This window comes from Streptomyces sp. NPDC006365 (genome assembly GCF_042870755.1).
Taxonomy (GTDB): domain Bacteria; phylum Actinomycetota; class Actinomycetes; order Streptomycetales; family Streptomycetaceae; genus Streptomyces; species Streptomyces xiangluensis.
In genome coordinates this window covers 506,281-520,794 of the sequence record NZ_JBIAHS010000003.1, presented here as the reverse complement: position 1 = coordinate 520,794, position 14,514 = coordinate 506,281, and the positions used below count along the sequence as shown (strand labels likewise).

19 protein-coding genes and 1 pseudogene are annotated in these 14,514 nt (G+C 68.6%); 12 read left to right on the top strand and 8 right to left on the bottom strand.

The genetic code is table 11. The annotated features are described in order from the left end of the window. Positions 1-35: 35 nt before the first annotated feature. Both ACFYO0_RS11640 and ACFYO0_RS11635 read left to right on the top strand, forming a co-directional pair. Positions 36-383, top strand: coding sequence for a DUF6479 family protein (locus ACFYO0_RS11640; protein ID WP_388673687.1), 348 nt, complete (start codon positions 36-38; stop codon positions 381-383). 121 nt (positions 384-504) lie between these two features. After that, entirely contained in the window at positions 505-993 is a 489-nt protein-coding gene (locus ACFYO0_RS11635; protein WP_388673685.1) for a flavin reductase family protein, read from the top strand. Here ACFYO0_RS11635 and ACFYO0_RS11630 read toward each other — a convergent pair. From ACFYO0_RS11630 to ACFYO0_RS11620, 3 genes are all read right to left on the bottom strand, one after another. Further along, the gene (locus tag ACFYO0_RS11630; protein ID WP_388673683.1) at positions 986-1,957 is read right to left on the bottom strand and encodes an SMP-30/gluconolactonase/LRE family protein; all 972 of its coding nucleotides are present in this window, start codon (positions 1,955-1,957) and stop codon (positions 986-988) included. The genes ACFYO0_RS11635 and ACFYO0_RS11630 overlap by 8 nt on opposite strands. An 11-nt stretch (positions 1,958-1,968) precedes the next feature. Beyond that, positions 1,969-2,607 (bottom strand): diguanylate cyclase, encoded by a 639-nt coding sequence (locus ACFYO0_RS11625; protein WP_388673681.1) that lies wholly within the window; start codon positions 2,605-2,607, stop codon positions 1,969-1,971. Positions 2,608-2,718: 111 nt separating this feature from the next. Beyond that, positions 2,719-2,961 (bottom strand): Rho termination factor, encoded by a 243-nt coding sequence (locus ACFYO0_RS11620; RefSeq protein ID WP_344388458.1) that lies wholly within the window; start codon positions 2,959-2,961, stop codon positions 2,719-2,721. Between the two features lie 61 nt (positions 2,962-3,022). Here ACFYO0_RS11620 and ACFYO0_RS11615 point away from each other — a divergent pair. Together ACFYO0_RS11615 and ACFYO0_RS11610 are read left to right on the top strand one after the other, a co-directional pair. Next, positions 3,023-3,987, top strand: a pseudogene (locus tag ACFYO0_RS11615) (LLM class F420-dependent oxidoreductase). A 55-nt stretch (positions 3,988-4,042) separates the two neighbouring features. Further along, positions 4,043-4,414: a VOC family protein gene (locus ACFYO0_RS11610; RefSeq protein ID WP_388673679.1), complete on the top strand. Its 372-nt coding sequence runs from the start codon at positions 4,043-4,045 to the stop codon at positions 4,412-4,414. Between the two features lie 10 nt (positions 4,415-4,424). Here the strand turns inward: ACFYO0_RS11610 and ACFYO0_RS11605 are convergent, their stop codons facing one another. Beyond that, the gene (locus tag ACFYO0_RS11605; protein WP_388673677.1) at positions 4,425-4,811 is read right to left on the bottom strand and encodes a VOC family protein; all 387 of its coding nucleotides are present in this window, start codon (positions 4,809-4,811) and stop codon (positions 4,425-4,427) included. Between the two features lie 71 nt (positions 4,812-4,882). Between ACFYO0_RS11605 and ACFYO0_RS11600 the strand changes: the two genes are divergently transcribed. Continuing rightward, positions 4,883-5,440 carry a GNAT family N-acetyltransferase gene (locus ACFYO0_RS11600; protein ID WP_388673675.1) on the top strand — a complete coding sequence of 186 codons (558 nt, stop codon included), beginning with the start codon at positions 4,883-4,885 and terminating at the stop codon, positions 5,438-5,440. Here the strand turns inward: ACFYO0_RS11600 and ACFYO0_RS11595 are convergent. Further along, on the bottom strand, positions 5,430-6,113 hold the full coding sequence (locus ACFYO0_RS11595) for a glycerophosphodiester phosphodiesterase (protein ID WP_388673673.1): 684 nt from the start codon (positions 6,111-6,113) through the stop codon (positions 5,430-5,432). The genes ACFYO0_RS11600 and ACFYO0_RS11595 overlap by 11 nt on opposite strands. 415 nt (positions 6,114-6,528) lie before the next feature. Between ACFYO0_RS11595 and ACFYO0_RS11590 the strand changes: the two genes are divergently transcribed. Genes ACFYO0_RS11590 through ACFYO0_RS11580 form a run of 3 tightly spaced genes read left to right on the top strand, consistent with a single transcriptional unit; the run spans position 6,529 to position 9,778 of the window. After that, positions 6,529-7,926 (top strand): DUF6421 family protein, encoded by a 1,398-nt coding sequence (locus ACFYO0_RS11590; RefSeq protein WP_388673671.1) that lies wholly within the window; start codon positions 6,529-6,531, stop codon positions 7,924-7,926. A 38-nt stretch (positions 7,927-7,964) separates the two neighbouring features. After that, positions 7,965-8,711, top strand: coding sequence for an SDR family oxidoreductase (locus ACFYO0_RS11585; protein WP_388674242.1), 747 nt, complete (start codon positions 7,965-7,967; stop codon positions 8,709-8,711). After that, on the top strand, positions 8,708-9,778 hold the full coding sequence (locus ACFYO0_RS11580) for a threonine aldolase family protein (protein ID WP_388673669.1): 1,071 nt from the start codon (positions 8,708-8,710) through the stop codon (positions 9,776-9,778). Before ACFYO0_RS11585 ends, ACFYO0_RS11580 begins: the two co-directional genes overlap by 4 nt. A gap of 18 nt (positions 9,779-9,796) precedes the next feature. Here the strand turns inward: ACFYO0_RS11580 and ACFYO0_RS11575 are convergent, their stop codons facing one another. Both ACFYO0_RS11575 and ACFYO0_RS11570 read right to left on the bottom strand, forming a co-directional pair. After that, complete coding sequence (locus ACFYO0_RS11575) at positions 9,797-10,042, bottom strand: helix-turn-helix transcriptional regulator (protein WP_165338154.1); 246 nt, start codon at positions 10,040-10,042, stop codon at positions 9,797-9,799. Further along, the gene (locus ACFYO0_RS11570; protein WP_388673667.1) at positions 10,042-10,539 is read right to left on the bottom strand and encodes a DUF2975 domain-containing protein; all 498 of its coding nucleotides are present in this window, start codon (positions 10,537-10,539) and stop codon (positions 10,042-10,044) included. The genes ACFYO0_RS11575 and ACFYO0_RS11570 overlap by 1 nt, the downstream gene beginning before the upstream one ends. 147 nt (positions 10,540-10,686) lie before the next feature. On the opposite strand from ACFYO0_RS11570, the gene ACFYO0_RS11565 reads away from it, so the two are divergent. Continuing rightward, the gene (locus tag ACFYO0_RS11565) at positions 10,687-11,280 is read left to right on the top strand and encodes a transglutaminase domain-containing protein (protein ID WP_388673665.1); all 594 of its coding nucleotides are present in this window, start codon (positions 10,687-10,689) and stop codon (positions 11,278-11,280) included. 114 nt (positions 11,281-11,394) lie between these two features. On the opposite strand, the gene ACFYO0_RS11560 is transcribed toward ACFYO0_RS11565, so the two are convergent. Then, the gene (locus tag ACFYO0_RS11560) at positions 11,395-12,123 is read right to left on the bottom strand and encodes a lysophospholipid acyltransferase family protein (protein WP_344388440.1); all 729 of its coding nucleotides are present in this window, start codon (positions 12,121-12,123) and stop codon (positions 11,395-11,397) included. A 210-nt stretch (positions 12,124-12,333) separates the two neighbouring features. On the opposite strand from ACFYO0_RS11560, the gene ACFYO0_RS11555 reads away from it, so the two are divergent. The 3 genes from ACFYO0_RS11555 (at position 12,334) to ACFYO0_RS11545 (ending at position 14,470) form a co-directional block, all read left to right on the top strand. Next, on the top strand, positions 12,334-12,735 hold the full coding sequence (locus ACFYO0_RS11555; protein WP_388673663.1) for a thioredoxin family protein: 402 nt from the start codon (positions 12,334-12,336) through the stop codon (positions 12,733-12,735). 225 nt (positions 12,736-12,960) lie between these two features. Beyond that, positions 12,961-13,470 (top strand): flavin reductase family protein, encoded by a 510-nt coding sequence (locus tag ACFYO0_RS11550; protein WP_388673661.1) that lies wholly within the window; start codon positions 12,961-12,963, stop codon positions 13,468-13,470. Between the two features lie 214 nt (positions 13,471-13,684). Beyond that, positions 13,685-14,470 (top strand): electron transfer flavoprotein subunit beta/FixA family protein, encoded by a 786-nt coding sequence (locus ACFYO0_RS11545; RefSeq protein WP_388673659.1) that lies wholly within the window; start codon positions 13,685-13,687, stop codon positions 14,468-14,470. The last annotated feature ends 44 nt before the right edge of the window (positions 14,471-14,514 follow it).

The following is a 14,514-nucleotide window of genomic DNA, read 5'->3' as shown; positions in this document are numbered from 1 at the left end:
GGTACACGAGGGGTATGGACACCTTCGGCAGAGGTTTGGCCATCCCTCACGAAATCTCGGCAGGGGCGATCCCCTTCGTGATGGGGGTGGTGATCGCGTCGATGCTGGTCCTCGCGGTGTGGTGGGGCATGCGCGTGCGTGACCGGGAACCCGGGCCGCCGAGTCCCGAGGACCAGCCCCATCTCCCCGAATCCGGTCCCGTCCACGAGATCCGCGAGATGCGCGAGCCCGACGAGGTGCCGCATGACGGCGGGGTGCTCCTCCCGCACGAGCTGCGGGGCTTCGGCAACATCCGCTCGCACACCGCGAAGGACCAGAGGCCGCCGCGGTGGAGCCCGAACAGCAGCGGCGGGTTCGGCAGCGGCAGCCCCGGACACCACTGAGGGTCGCCGGCCGGTCCACGAAGGGGCGGGGCTTGTGACGGAGCCCCGTCCCGTCGAGGGCTGCCCGCGCGACCCGGCCGGGTGGGGCTTTGGGCGCAGGCGTCAGCAGTAGGGAGTGGCCGTGACCGCCATGCAGTCGTTCGTCGACCGGCTCGACCACCCCGTATTCGTGGTGACCGTCGTCGCCGACGGGGAGCAAGCCGGCTGCCTGGTGACCTTCGCCTCGCCGTGCTCGATCAAGCCGGCCCGTTTCATGGTCTGGCTGTCGACACTGAACCGTACCTACCGGGTGGCACGGTCCGCCGAACAGCTCGCCGTACATCTGCTCGGGCGCGATCAGCACGCGCTCGCGGAACTGTTCGGCGGCGAGACCGGCGACCGCGTGGACAAGTTCGCCCGCACGGACTGGACGCCGGGCCCCGGCGGCCTTCCCGTACTGGACGACACACTCGCCTGGTTCGTCGGCCGGGTCGAAGGGCACGTCGACGGGGGCGATCACATCGGATTCCTCCTCAGCCCTGTCACGGGCGAGGCACAGGAGCCTGCGGAGCGGGAGCCGTTGTGCCTGAGCGATGTCGCCGACATCACCGCCGGGCACCCGGTCAGCTGAGCCCGGGTACTTCGCACACGCCGACCGCGTCCTCCAGGAGGCTGCCGAGGACCAGGCCTCCGTCGTGTGCGTACACGCTGGTCACCATCCGGTAGTCCGCCCTGAGCCGCCTGAGGTCGTGGCAGACGCCGCCGTCGGGGCCGATGCCCATGACGCGCGCGACCGGCAGCGGGCGGATACGCAGGGGGCGTGCGGCCCGCCAGACCGCCCGGCGAACCTGGACCGGCGCGTGTCGCAGCCAGTCGAGAGGTGCTTGCCGCGGACCGGCCAGGGCGACCCAGATCGTCCCGTCCGCGCCACGGGAGAGGTTGTCCGGGAAGCCCGGGAGGTTCTCGATCAGGGTGTCGCGGCGGCCGGCCCGCGGGCCGGACAGCCACAACCGGGTCAGGCGGTACGTGCCGGTCTCGGCCATCACGACACAGGACTCGTCCTGCGACAGGACGACTCCGTTGGCGAAGTCGAGGCCGTCCAGAAGGACTTCCGGCGCGCCGTCGTCGGGCCGTAGCCGGAACAGCCGGCCGGTCGCCGTGTGTTCCATCAGATCGCCGAGCCAGTCCTGAAGGCCGTATCGCGTGCTGGAGGCGGTGAAGTACACGGTGCCGTCAGCCGCCGCGGTCGCGTTGCTGCAGAACCGCAGCGGCCCTCCGGCCACGGAGTCCACGAGAACCTCGACCTTGCCCTCACCGGAGCCGCCGGGACCGCCGGAGCCGGGGGTGACGCGCAGCAGTCCGCGATCCGCGTCGCACACCAACAACCGTCCGTCCCGCAGGACTTCGAGCCCCAGAGGCCGCCCTCCGGTACGGGCGATCTGCTCCACCCGGGCGGGACCGTGGATGTGGACGCGCAGGATGCGACCGTCCTCGACGCCTGTGACCACACGGCCTTCGTGGTCGAGGACCACGTCCTCCGGGCCCGTACCACCGAGCAGGATCTGACGTGGTGACGGCAGTGGCCAAGGAGACATTCGGCGCGGTGTCATGAAGCGCGCGTTGCCCGGACGCAGCGCCTCAACTCCTCGGCGTAGGGCAGCGCGACACCGGCACCGATCACCACGCCCAGACCCAGCAGGTACGGGGCGGACAGCGGCCTCTCCTTGGGCAGCAGCTTCCAGTCGTCGCGGCCGGGCCCACCACGCAGCGTCGCGCGCACCTGGTCCGCATGCAGGCAGCCGATGAAGGCGAGCCCCGCCAGCGGCAGCACCTCCAGGAAACTGTGGATGTGCTGCTCGATGGGGCGGACTTCGCGCTTCTCGGTGGCCAGGGTCACGTCGTACAGGGCGGTGGCGCTGTGGGCCGCCGCGGCCCCGCCCATGACGGACAGGACTAGCGGGTTGATCCGGGCCAGCAGGCCCATGGCGACCGGGACCCCGGCCTCGGTCATCATGAGCGCGTGCACGACGGACTCCTTCGTGCCGGCCGTGTGCTCGATTCGGGTGCGCCGGTGCATCCACCAGTCGGCGACCGCGGGCACGACCCACAGGGGCAGCATCCCGAAGAGCAGAAACCTCCGGTTCGCATCCTCCACGTCGGTGGACGAGAGGGAAACCGGCAACCGGGCGCGTCCCCGCCGCCAGTGCCTCCAGGAGTCGGTCAGGGACTTGCCGGGCAGAGCCATGGAAACCTCCGTCGCAACACGAGGATGTGGCGTGCCCGGCTCCGGTACCCGGCAGCGGCCAGGGCACACTCGCCGTCCGGCCGATGCACCGGGCTTGCCCGGGGCTCGGTGTCAGCGGTTCCGCAGCGCCTTGATCAGCTCGTCCTTCGACATCGAGGAACGCCCCTTGATGCCGACCTTCTTGGCTTCCTCGTAGACGTCCGACTTCGACTGTTCCTCGTACTTGCCGCGCTTGCCGCCCTTGCGGGAGGAGGACGTCGGGCTGTTGGCGATCCGCGCCGCCTTCTCCTTGCCCGCACCCTCACGGCGCAGCGACTGATACGTCTTCTCGTCCTTGATCTGCGGCCTGGGCATGGAAATCCCTTCCTTCATCGAGGGCACGTTTCGGGTACCCCCGACCGGCCACCCGGAACGCATGGTGCGAATCGGATACACGATGATGACCGAGCAGGCAGGCCCTCGTGAACTCGTACGGCATGTGGTGGCCGCGGAGCAGGCCGGATTCGACTTCTCCGTCACCTCGGACCACTACTTTCCATGGCTCGAGGAACAGGGCCACGCCCCGTACGCGTGGAGCGTGCTCGGCGCCGCGGCGCATGCCACCTCCACGATTCCGCTCATGACGTACGTGACCTGCCGACGACCCGCTATCACCCGGCGGTCGTCGCGCAGAAGGCCGCCACGACGCAGCTGCTCGCCGAGGGCCGCTTCCGGCTCGGGCTGGGCTCCGGCGAGAACCTCAACGAGCATGTAATGGGCGGCGGTTGGCCCGCCGCGCACATCCGTCTGGACATGCTGGAAGAGGCCGTGGAGATCATCCGCGCACTGTTCGCCGGTGAGACCCTGAACCACCACGGCGAGCACTTCGACGTGGTGAACGCCAAGCTGTACGACCTCCCCGACGAACCGACCCCGATCGGCATCGCCGCCTCGGGCGAGCACTCCTGCGCACTCGCCGGCAGGCTGGCCGACCTGCTGATCGCCACCGAGCCCAAGTCCGAGCTGGTGGACTCCTTCGAGCGCCACGGCGGAACGGGCAAGCCCAGGGTGGGCCAACTCCCCGTCTGCTACGACCCCGACAAGGACGCCGCCGTCACCCGGGCCCACGAACAGTTCCGCTGGTCGCTCGGTGGCTGGCCGGTCAACGCCGAACTCCCCGGCCCCGCGAACTTCGACGCGGCCACCGGGAACGTACGCCCCGAGGACGTCGCCCAGACCATCCCGTGCGGCGACGACGTCGACACCTTCGTCGAGGCCGTACGCCCCTACGTCACCGCGGGCTTCACGGAAATAGCCCTCGTCCAGGTCGGCGGCGACCACCAGCAGCCGTTCCTGGACTGGGCGGAGAAAGAGCTGCTGCCGGCGCTGAAGGAGCTCTGAAGGAGACCCGCTCCGTGAGACCCCTGCGAGACCCGCGCGAAAGGATCTACCCACCATGGCCATCGCCGAGTACCGCCTCGTAGCCCTGGACTGCCCGGATCCCCCGGCCCTCGCCACCTTCTACGCGGATGTGCTCGGCGGTGACGTGAAGCAGTACGACGACGACTGGTACGACCTCTACGTGCCCGGCGGCCACCACATCTCGTTCCAGCGCGCTCCCGGCTACCGCCCGCCCGACTGGCCGCGCGCCGACGACAACTCCCAGCAGATGCATCTGGACTTCACCGTCCCGGACATCGACACCGCCGAGACCCAGGTACTGGCCCTCGGTGCCACCCCACTCGACCTGGACGACGAGAACGGCCGTCGACGCTTCCGCGTGTACGCGGATCCGGTGGGCCATCCGTTCTGCCTGTGCTGGGACTGATGAGGAAGCCTTACGGCCGATACCGCAGCGGATGGTCCGCGGGCACCTCCACCACCGCGATCTCGGTCCCGTCCGGGTCAGTGAGCCACATCTCGATCAGACCCCACGGTTCCTTGACCGGAGGCCGCACGATCTCGACGCCCCGAGCCGTCAGCTCCTCGTACGCGGCTGCCGCGTCCGCCACCTGGAGCCACAGCTTGACCGCGGGGGAGGGAGGTTCGGCGGAGCGGCCGGCGACCTCCAGAAAGCCGCCGCCGAGGAAGTAGACGGTGCCGCGTTCGGGGCCGGTGCCGAACTCGCGGTAGACGGCGAGGCCCAGTTGCTCGCCGTAGAAGGCGCGGGAGCGCTCGGGATCGGTCGGGCGGAGCAGGGTCCGGCTGCTCAGTACATGCACCATGGAGTCGCACCTTAGTGGGAGGGTTACGCTCGTCGGTGCCCGAGCCGCGCCGAGATCGGAGAATCCCTTCCATGGACACCGCCGCCTCCACCGGACTGACCTTCCGCGATGCCACGGACGCCGACGTCGACTCCCTTGTCGCGCTGATCGAGTCGGCCTACCGCGGGGACTCCAGCCGGACCGGCTGGACCACCGAGGCGGACATCCTGGAGGGGCAGCGGACGGACCCGGAGGGTGTGCGCGAGGTCATCAAGTCGCCCGACAGCCGGCTGCGCGTCGTCGAGCGCGCCGGCACCCTGATCGCCTGCTGTCAGCTCGAACACCGCGGTGATCACGCCTACTTCGGCATGTTCGCGGTCAGCCCGGCGCAGCAGGGCGGGGGCCTCGGCAAGGTGATCCTCGCCGAGGCCGAGCGGTACGCACACGAGATCTGGGACGCCTCGGAGATGCACATGACCGTGATCTCCGTACGAAACGACCTCATCGCCTGGTACGAGCGGCGCGGCTACCGCCGTACGGGACAGATGACGCCCTTCCCGTACGGCGACGAGCGGTTCGGCATCCCGCAGCGCGACGACCTGCAGTTCGAGCTGCTGGTGAAGCAGCTCGCACGAACGGCTAGGCCGTGAAGCGCCCTGTGCGCTTGATCTCCGGGTAGTCGGTGGTCGCGCCGTCCAGCTCCAGGGCGCGTACCAGCCGCAGATGGTCCTGTGTGTTCACCACCCAGCCGATGATCCGCAGATCCGCCTTGCGCGCGCACTCGACGATCTCCAGGGTGAGCCGCCGGATGTTCAGTACGACACTGGTGGCGCCGACCGCCGTGGCGCGCTCGACGACATCGGTGCCGTAGCGACTGGCGACCAGCCCGGTGCGTACGCCCGGGACGAGCCGGGCGATCTCGGCGATCGCTTCGTCGTGGAAGGACAGCACCTCGACCCGGCCGGACAGATCCCGCCGGTGCATGACCTCGGAGAGCGCCTGAGCCGCCGCGACGTCCTTGATCTCGGCCTGGAGCGGAGCCGTGACGGCGTCCAGGACCTCCTCGAAGACCGGGATGCGCTCACCGCGGCCCGCGTCCAGCGCGCGCAGCTCCGCGAGGGTCTGCTCGGCGATCGGCCCCGAACCGTCGGTCGTACGGTCCACGTCGGCGTCGTGCATGACGACCAGCGCGCCGTCCTTGCTCAGATGCAGATCGAGTTCGATCACGTCCAGGCCCGCTTGCTCGGCGGCGACGAAGGAACGAAGGGTGTTCTCGGGTTCGACACCCATGATTCCGCGGTGACCGATGGTGAGGAAGTTCAAGGCTGACTCCGCTTCCGTCGACGGCGGCTCGGCTGCCGCGCGCTGCGGTCCCGTGCTCACGCGGCCAGGCGGCAGCCTAATCGCCCGGCTCGGCGATGAACCCGGTCCGAACGCGAGGAATCACGCCTTCCAGCCGCCGGTCAGAACGCCGTGCAGTCGTCCGGACGCAGCCTGTCGCGGCACTCCGGCTCACCCCTGGGTGGGCGAGTCCCCAAGTGGGTTGACGGACCATGCGCCGATCACTCCGGCGGCTACCCAGGAAGTGGTAGAAGTAATCGCCGAAACGGTATCTGGCAGGAAAAAGAGCGGTATCAGTGGGGTGGCGCAGGACGATTTCCCGGACCTCCACTTGTGACAGGGAACCCCGCATGCATACGGTGTGGGTACGCGAGGTTCTCCCGTGGAGGATGGGGTCATGACGGAAATTCTTGTGCAGGTGGGTGCGGAGGAGCAGGTTCCTCCCGGCGGCAGGGTGGTGGAGCACCCGGCTTGGCCCGTGCTCAAGGATGCCGTGGAGCGGATCCGGCCATGGCAGTCCAAGGACGGCTCGATCGACTTCGAAGCCGAGGGCGCCCCCGATCCCGGCGATGCCCATCGCGCCGTACGTCGTGTCGTGGACGCCGTCGAGGCGCTCGCCCCGCTGCTGCCGCACGACGCCGCGTACCACAAGGCGCTGGCCGGCGACCTGCACCGCTGGGCCGACGACGGCTTCAAAGTGCCCGACTTCCTCGACTCACTGCTGGCCTTCCAGCCCGCAGCCGACCGCCGGGACGGCCTCCAGCACCTTGTCGTCTTCCCGATGTACACCCAGAACGGCAATCCGAACCGCAACCTCGAAGCCCTCGTGCTGCGCATGGTCTGGCCGGACTGGCTCGCCGAACTGGAGCGCACCCGCTACGACAACCCGCTGTTCTGCGGCATCACCTTCGAGGACTTCACCTCGGGCTACGACACCAACTCGGCCGTCCTCTTCCCGGAGACCATTGCCGTGCGCGAGGCTCCCGAGAGGTTCAGCTGGGGCGGCATCTTCTGTGACCGCGAGGCCGCCCGGTTCCGCCGGGTCACCGAGGCCGCCGTGGGCATCCTCGGGCTCGAGCTTCCCGACGACGTCCGCGACATGGTCGCCGACCAGGACCGCTGCCAGCAGGCCTTCGTCCTGTGGGACATGGTCCACGACCGTACCCACAGCCATGGCGACCTGCCCTTCGACCCATTCATGATCAAGCAGCGCCAGCCCTTCTGGATGTACGGCCTGGAGGAGCTGCGCTGCGACCTCACCGCCTTCAAGGAGGCCGTGCAGCTGGAGGCCGACGGTGTCCCGCAGGGCCGTGACGTCCAGTACGCGGTGTTGTTCGACCGGATGTTCCGCTTCCCGGTCACCGGAGAGCGCGTCCGCAACTACGACGGCCTCGGTGGCCAGCTGCTCTTCGCGTACCTGCACAAGCACGATGTCGTCCGCTGGACCGACAACAAGCTGTCCATCGACTGGCAGCGCGCCCCACAGGTCACCAACGAGCTGTGCGCCGAGATCGAGAAGCTGTACCGCGACGGCATCGACCGTCCGAAGCTGGTCCACTGGTTCGCCGGCTACGAACTGGTCTCCACCTACCTCGCCCCGCACCCGGGCTCCAAGTGGGCCAAGGGCCCGGACGCCCTCGATCTGAGTCAGCCGCCGCGAAAACTCGTCGATGACGTGCTTCCGGACGAGTTTCCGCTGAGCATGTTCTATGAAGCACTCTCCAAGAAGCTCAAGAACGTGATCGCCTCCACCAAGGGCATCACCGCGGAGAGCGCCGAGCGGGTCGCCGCGTGAGCGACGTCGCCATCAACATTGCTCAGGAGGCGAGGACCATGGGGAACGGGGCGCTCGAGGGCGCGGTGATCGCGGTGGCCGGTGCTGGTGGTCCGGCCGGCCGGGCCGCGTTGATGCGGCTCGCCGAGGCGGGAGCGGTCGTCATCGGATCCGACAACGATCCGGAGCGGCTCGCGGAGGCTGTGGACGCGGCGAGCTACGCGCATGGTGGCGCGACCGTCGTCGGGGACACGGTCGACCTGCTCGACCGGCAGTCCGCCCAGGAGTGGGCCACCCGCATCGAGAAGGACTTCGGCCGCGTCGACGGCCTGGTCCACCTCGTCGGCGGCTGGCGCGGCAGCGAGACCTTCACCAGGACGAGCCTCGACGACTGGGACTTCCTCGAGATGCTGCTCATCCGTACCGTGGCGCACACCTCCCTCGCCTTCCACGAGGCCTTGCAGCGCAGCGATCGCGGCCGGTACGTCCTGATCAGCGCCGCGGGGGCGAGCAAGCCCACCGCGGGCAACGCCGCCTACGCCGCCGCGAAGGCCGCCGCCGAGGCCTGGACACTGGCGCTGGCCGACTACTTCCGCAAGGCCGGGGGCGAGGCCGGCCCCACGTCGGCGGCTGCGATCCTGGTCGTGAAGGCGTTGGTGCACGACGCGATGCGCGCCGAGCGCCCCAACGCGAAGTTCGCGGGCTTCACGGACGTCAAGGACCTGGCCGATGCCATCGCCGACGTCTGGGAGCAGCCCGCCGCCGAAGTGAACGGACAGCGTCTGTGGCTGACAAAGAAGCCGTGAACCCTCCGAAGACCGACGCGCGACGTCATCACGACCCGGAGGTCCGTGGCTTCGCCAGCGACAACTACGCGGGGGTCCATCCCGAGGTGCTCGCTGCCCTGGCCATGGCCAACGGCGGTCACCAGGTCTCGTACGGCGAGGACGTGTACACCGAGCACCTCCAGCAGGTGATGCGCAGCCACTTCGGGGCGACGGCCGAGGCGTTCCCCGTCTTCAACGGGACGGGCGCCAACGTCGTGGCACTCCAGGCGCTCACGGACCGCTGGGGCGCGGTGATCTGCGCGGAAAGCGCGCACATCAACGTCGACGAGGGCGGCGCACCCGAGCGCATGGGCGGTCTCAAGCTGCTGACGGTGCCCACCCCCGACGGCAAGCTCACGCCGGAGCTGGTCGACCGGCAGGCGTACGGCTGGGAGGACGAGCACCGCGCGATGCCGCAGGTCGTCTCGATCACCCAGAACACCGAACTGGGCACCGTCTACACGCCCGAGGAGATCCGTGCGATCTGCGAGCACGCTCACGCCCGCGGCATGAAGGTGCACCTCGACGGGGCCCGGATCGCCAACGCCGCCGCCTCGCTGAACGTGCCGATGCGCGCGTTCACCAACGCGGTCGGCGTGGACGTCCTGTCCTTCGGCGGCACCAAGAACGGCGCGCTGTTCGGCGAGGCCGTCGTCGTCCTCAACCAGGACGCCGTCAGCCATATGAAGCACCTGCGCAAGATGTCGATGCAGCTCGCCTCCAAGATGCGCTTCGTTTCCGTGCAGTTGGAGGCGCTGCTCGCCAAGGACCTGTGGCTGCGCAACGCCCGCCACTCCAACGAGATGGCCCAGCGCCTCGCCGAGGGCGTTCGCGCGGTGCACGGCGTCGAGATCCTCCACCCCGTCCAGGCCAACGCGGTCTTCGCCCGGCTGCCCCACGACGTGAGCGAACGCCTCCAGAAGCGCTACCGCTTCTACTTCTGGGACGAGCCGGCGGGCGACGTCCGCTGGATGTGCTCCTTCGACACGACGGAGGACGACGTCGACGGATTCGTGGCGGCACTGAAGGAGGAGATGGCGCGCTAGGACGTCCGGGGGCCACCTTCACCGACGGCTGACCTCGCCCGTCCGGGCCTCCTCGGCGTCCTCCGCCTCCCAGCGCAGCAGGTCTCCCGGCTGGCACTCGAGCACCTCGCAGAGCGCCGCAAGGGTGGTGAAGCGCACCGCCTTGGCGCGGCCGTTCTTGAGTACCGCCAGGTTGGCGGGCGTGATCCCGACGCGGTCCGCGAGCTCGCCCACGGACATCTTCCGCCTGGCCAGCATCACATCGATGTCGACGGCGATCGGCATCAGATCACCTCCGCCAGCTCGGCCTGCATCCGCGTCGCCTCGACGTCGCGGGCGACGGCCTGGGCGAGCAGCATCCGCAGCACGAGCACGATGAACGCGACCCCCAGGATCGCCACGACGACTCCGCCGATCAGGAGGACGATGCCCGGCGCGACGGCTTCGCCCGGCGCCAGGAGGACCCCGAGCGCGAACACCAGGAGGGCGGCAGCCACGATCGCGCCGGTAACGACGTCCACGTACCGGAAGGCGGCGTGGGAGAACACGGTTCCGCGCTGCACCATCGTCACCAGCCGCCACACGCAGACCAGAACGACCTGGACCGTCACGATGCCCAGGACGATGATCACGAGGTACGCGGCGGGCGGGTACGCGAGGTCCGGGTCGACGCCCTCCAGATCACGGCCCAGCAGCGGCACCATCACTGCCTGAACGAACACCGAGCCGGCGAGCAGCGCCACGAGCACGGCACGCAGCGCAAGCACTGTCAGCTTTCCCATCGCTTCTCCCTCGATCGAACCACGATGGGAATCTATCGATATTCGATAGTGATGGCAAGGTGGGGTCCGGTGCAGTTCTTGCATAAATATGCGTACTTCAGAAAAACAATTGACTCCCTGCTCGTCACGTTCCTATGCTCTGCGGGCATGCAGCTGATCCAGGAAACGCCTGACCTGTCCGCCTACTTGGGCGCCGACGAGGTCATCGACCACCATCATCCGCTCGTACGGGAGACGGCCGCGCGCCTTGCGTCGACGGTTGCCGACTCGTATGCCTATGCGCGAGCGGCGTACGAGTTCATCCGGGACGCCATCCCGCACTCGGCCGACAGCGGTGACCCGCGCGTCACCTGGCGCGCCTCGGACGTCCTGGAGCAGGGAACCGGCATCTGCCACGCCAAGGCCCACGCACTTGCCGCGCTGCTGCGGGCCGAGGACATCCCTACGGCGCTGTGCTACCAGTCACTGATGCATGACGACGGCAGTGCGCTCTGCGTTCACGGTCTTGTCGCCGTGCGGTTCAACGGGGCATGGCACCGGCAGGACTGCCGCGGCAACAAGCCAGGGGTGGACGCACAGTTTTCGCTCAAGGGTGAACGCCTGGCCTGGGTGCCCGACCCCAAGTCCGGTGAGATGGACTACTCAGTTCTGTATGCCGAGCCTCACCCGGCCGTTCTGCACGCCCTCAAGGCCGCCCCCGACCGGGAGTGTCTGGGGAAGACGCTCCCCACCGCACTCTGAGGCAAGCGTCGAGACAGCCGGGAGTGCTCGAGAGCGGTGCGAACTTGTAGGAGCTCCGCGGGGTGTTCAGCCCTGGCTTGCGGAGTTAGCCCTGCATGCCCAGGTCGACGTGTGTCAGCGCGCCTCGGCGGCCTTGACCTCTTCGGGGGTGGGGGCCGTGCCGCCGAGATGGGCCGGCATCCACCAGGTGTCGTTCGGGTCCTTGGGGCGTACGGGGTAGGCGCGCTGGGCTGCTTCCAGGAGTTCCTGGACGCGCTCGCGCACTTGGCGAGTGATCGCGCCCGCGTACTTGTCACGGGAGGCTTCGATCGCCTCGCCCACCCGGATGGTGATCGGGATGTGGCTGCGTTTGAAGTTCTTCGGGTGGCCCTTCGTCCACAGCCGCTGCGTACCCCACAGGGCCATCGGGATCAGCGGGACGCCGGCCTCCTGGGCCATGCGCGCGGCACCCGACTTGAAGCTCTTCAGCGTGAACGACTGCGAGATGGTGGCCTCGGGGAAAACCCCGACGATTTCACCGGAACGCAGCGAGTCCAGCGCGTGCGCGTACGCCGCTTCACCGTTCTTGCGGTCCACCGGGATGTGCTTCATGTTGCGCATCAGCGGGCCGGAGATCTTGTGCCGGAACACCGACTCCTTCGCCATGAAGCGGACCAGACGCTTCTGCGGCAGGGCGGCGAGACCGTCGAAGATGAAGTCGAGGTAGCTGATGTGATTGCTCACCAGCACCGCACCGCCCGAGCGCGGGATGTTCTCCGAGCCCTTGCAGTCGATCTTCAGGTCCCAGGCCTTGAACAGCGTGCGGGCGAGACCGATGGCGGGACGGTAGGCAAGCTCAGCCATGAACGGAGTGGACCCTTCTCTCTGCCTGGGAAGGGGGGCTCCCGGCGGGAAGTTACGCAGCCGTAGGTTTACGGCATTGCGCAGATCGTGCCCGAAGAACGGACGAGTAGCCAGTCTTGGTTCCTTTGAACCGCGAGATTCTCGTCACTTCGGGGGACAGCCCGACTCCAGTGGGCCGGGAATCTTCAGGCTTTCATAAGTGCTGAAGGGATGTGGTGCTCGCGAGGGCGGGCGAGTGCAGATTCCCACATCGGCAGCGGAAGCAGGAGGGTGAACGTGCGCGGGCGCGACGGCGAAAGGCGGCTCGGCGCGGCCGAGTTGGGGGAGAACCTCGGTGAACGGGCCACGCTGGTCCAGTTCTCCAGCGCGTTCTGCGCGCCCTGCCGGGCGACCCGCAGGGTGCTTGCCGAAGTGGCCGGAATCGTCCCGGGCGTGACCCACGTCGAGATCGACGCCGAGGACCACCTGGATCTCGTACGCGAACTGGACATCCTCAAGACCCCGACCGTGCTGGTGCTCGACACGGCGGGGCGCATCGTCCGGCGCGCCGCCGGGCAGCCCCGTAAGGCGGACGTGATCGCAGCGCTGGGAGAGGCCGTTGGAACACCCTGACGGCAGGGGTGCCTGCCCCATGTCGATGTCGGTGATGCATCTCCCAGATGCTGGAACGCACTTGACTGCACGCACCACCCATCGTGAGCCTGACCCTGTGCCCCCGGAACTCCTTCTCTACGAGCGCATCCATGTGGACCTCGGCCGCACCGCGAGCGCGCGCTGTCCGAGCCGTTGAGCAGCAGCCCGCGCCCGGCTCGTGACGTCCCCCAGAAGGAAAACTCCATGACGGCCCTGCCCGGCCTCAGTACCCCTCAACTCGCCTCTCCCGCCCTGCTCCGCTCCATCTTCCGGCGGCACGCGGCCGGAGTGGCCGTGATCACGGCCCAGAGCGGCGGCAGCCCGGTCGGCTTCACCGCCACCTCGCTCGCCTCCGTCTCCGCCGAGCCCCCGATGATCTCCTTCGGCGTCGGCACGCGCGCCTCCAGCTGGCCGGTGATCTCCGAGACGGAGTACGTCGGTGTCCACATACTCGGCGAGCATCAGGGGGAGCTGGCCGCCACCTTCGCCCGCAGCGGCGCCGACCGTTTCGGCGCGCCCACCGGCTGGAGTGAGGGTCCCGAGGGTGTGCCCGTACTCGACGACGTGCTGGCCTGGCTCGTATGCCGGATCGTCGCGCGCGTACCCGCGGGGGACCACCGCCTGATCCTCGCCGAGGTCGTCCTCGGTGATCCCAGCGGCGCCGGGCGCCCACTGCTCTACCACCAGGGGCGCTTCAACGGTCTGCGTGAGTGAGGGGCCGGCTTGTGCGCAAGCGTCGGGTTCCGATTACGCTGCGTTGCAAAGGTCACAGTTCAGAGCGCTTGCTTAGCGGGCAAGAACTGGATGTACTGGCGAGTAATATTTGGTTCGGAGCGCAGGCCGCCCCAACAGGGACGGGCCGCTTGAGGCGCCTATGCTGCCTGAAAGAAGGCAGCTCGGAAATGACGATTGCAGTAGGAGAGCCGGCGTGAGCTTGAGGATCGTTGTCACTGTGAAGTACGTGCCCGACGCCACTGGCGACCGGCACTTCGCCGATGACCTGACCGTCGACCGCGACGACGTGGACGGTCTGCTCTCGGAGCTCGACGAGTACGCGGTCGAGCAGGCCCTGCAGATCGCCGAGGACGCCGACGACGCGGAGATCACCGTCCTGACCATCGGCCCCGAGGACGCCAAGGACGCGCTGCGCAAGGCGCTGTCCATGGGCGCCGACAAGGCCATCCACGTCGAGGACGACGACCTGCACGGCACGGACGCCATCGGCACCTCGCTGGTGCTGGCCAAGGCGATCGAGAAGGCCGGCTACGACCTGGTCATCTCCGGCATGGCCTCCACCGACGGCACCATGGGCGTCGTTCCCGCACTGCTCGCCGAGCGCCTGGGCGTCCCGCAGGTCACCCTGCTCTCCGAGGTCTCCGTCGAGGACGGCACGGTCACGGGCCGCCGCGACGGCGACTCCGCCTCCGAGAAGCTGGAGGCCTCCCTCCCGGCGGTCGTGTCGGTCACCGACCAGTCGGGCGAGGCGCGCTACCCGTCCTTCAAGGGCATCATGGCCGCCAAGAAGAAGCCGGTGACCTCCTGGGACCTGTCCGACCTCGACATCGAGGCCGAGGAGGTCGGTCTGGAGGGCGCCTACACGGTTGTCGACTCCGCCGCGGAGCGCCCGGCGCGCACGGCCGGCACGATCGTCAAGGACGAGGGCGAGGGCGGCAAGCAGCTCGCTGAGTTCCTCGCGGGCCAGAAGTTCATCTAAGGCCAACCCGCTTACCGCCCCTCATCTTTCGCAAGCAGGAGAGA

Excerpts from the sequence above, each read along its gene's own strand:
- ACFYO0_RS11555 (WP_388673663.1), top strand. The coding sequence starts at position 12,334 with ATGTGGTGCTCGCGAGGGCGGGCGAGTGCAGATTCCCACATCGGCAGC.
- ACFYO0_RS11630 (WP_388673683.1), bottom strand. The coding sequence starts at position 1,957 with ATGTCTCCTTGGCCACTGCCGTCACCACGTCAGATCCTGCTCGGTGGT.
- ACFYO0_RS11585 (WP_388674242.1), top strand. The coding sequence starts at position 7,965 with ATGGGGAACGGGGCGCTCGAGGGCGCGGTGATCGCGGTGGCCGGTGCT.
- ACFYO0_RS11590 (WP_388673671.1), top strand. The coding sequence starts at position 6,529 with ATGACGGAAATTCTTGTGCAGGTGGGTGCGGAGGAGCAGGTTCCTCCC.
- ACFYO0_RS11620 (WP_344388458.1), bottom strand. The coding sequence starts at position 2,961 with ATGCCCAGGCCGCAGATCAAGGACGAGAAGACGTATCAGTCGCTGCGC.
- ACFYO0_RS11575 (WP_165338154.1), bottom strand. The coding sequence starts at position 10,042 with ATGCCGATCGCCGTCGACATCGATGTGATGCTGGCCAGGCGGAAGATG.
- ACFYO0_RS11625 (WP_388673681.1), bottom strand. The coding sequence starts at position 2,607 with ATGGCTCTGCCCGGCAAGTCCCTGACCGACTCCTGGAGGCACTGGCGG.
- ACFYO0_RS11550 (WP_388673661.1), top strand. The coding sequence starts at position 12,961 with ATGACGGCCCTGCCCGGCCTCAGTACCCCTCAACTCGCCTCTCCCGCC.
- ACFYO0_RS11605 (WP_388673677.1), bottom strand. The coding sequence starts at position 4,811 with ATGGTGCATGTACTGAGCAGCCGGACCCTGCTCCGCCCGACCGATCCC.
- ACFYO0_RS11610 (WP_388673679.1), top strand. The coding sequence starts at position 4,043 with ATGGCCATCGCCGAGTACCGCCTCGTAGCCCTGGACTGCCCGGATCCC.
- ACFYO0_RS11570 (WP_388673667.1), bottom strand. The coding sequence starts at position 10,539 with ATGGGAAAGCTGACAGTGCTTGCGCTGCGTGCCGTGCTCGTGGCGCTG.
- ACFYO0_RS11565 (WP_388673665.1), top strand. The coding sequence starts at position 10,687 with ATGCAGCTGATCCAGGAAACGCCTGACCTGTCCGCCTACTTGGGCGCC.
- ACFYO0_RS11600 (WP_388673675.1), top strand. The coding sequence starts at position 4,883 with ATGGACACCGCCGCCTCCACCGGACTGACCTTCCGCGATGCCACGGAC.
- ACFYO0_RS11560 (WP_344388440.1), bottom strand. The coding sequence starts at position 12,123 with ATGGCTGAGCTTGCCTACCGTCCCGCCATCGGTCTCGCCCGCACGCTG.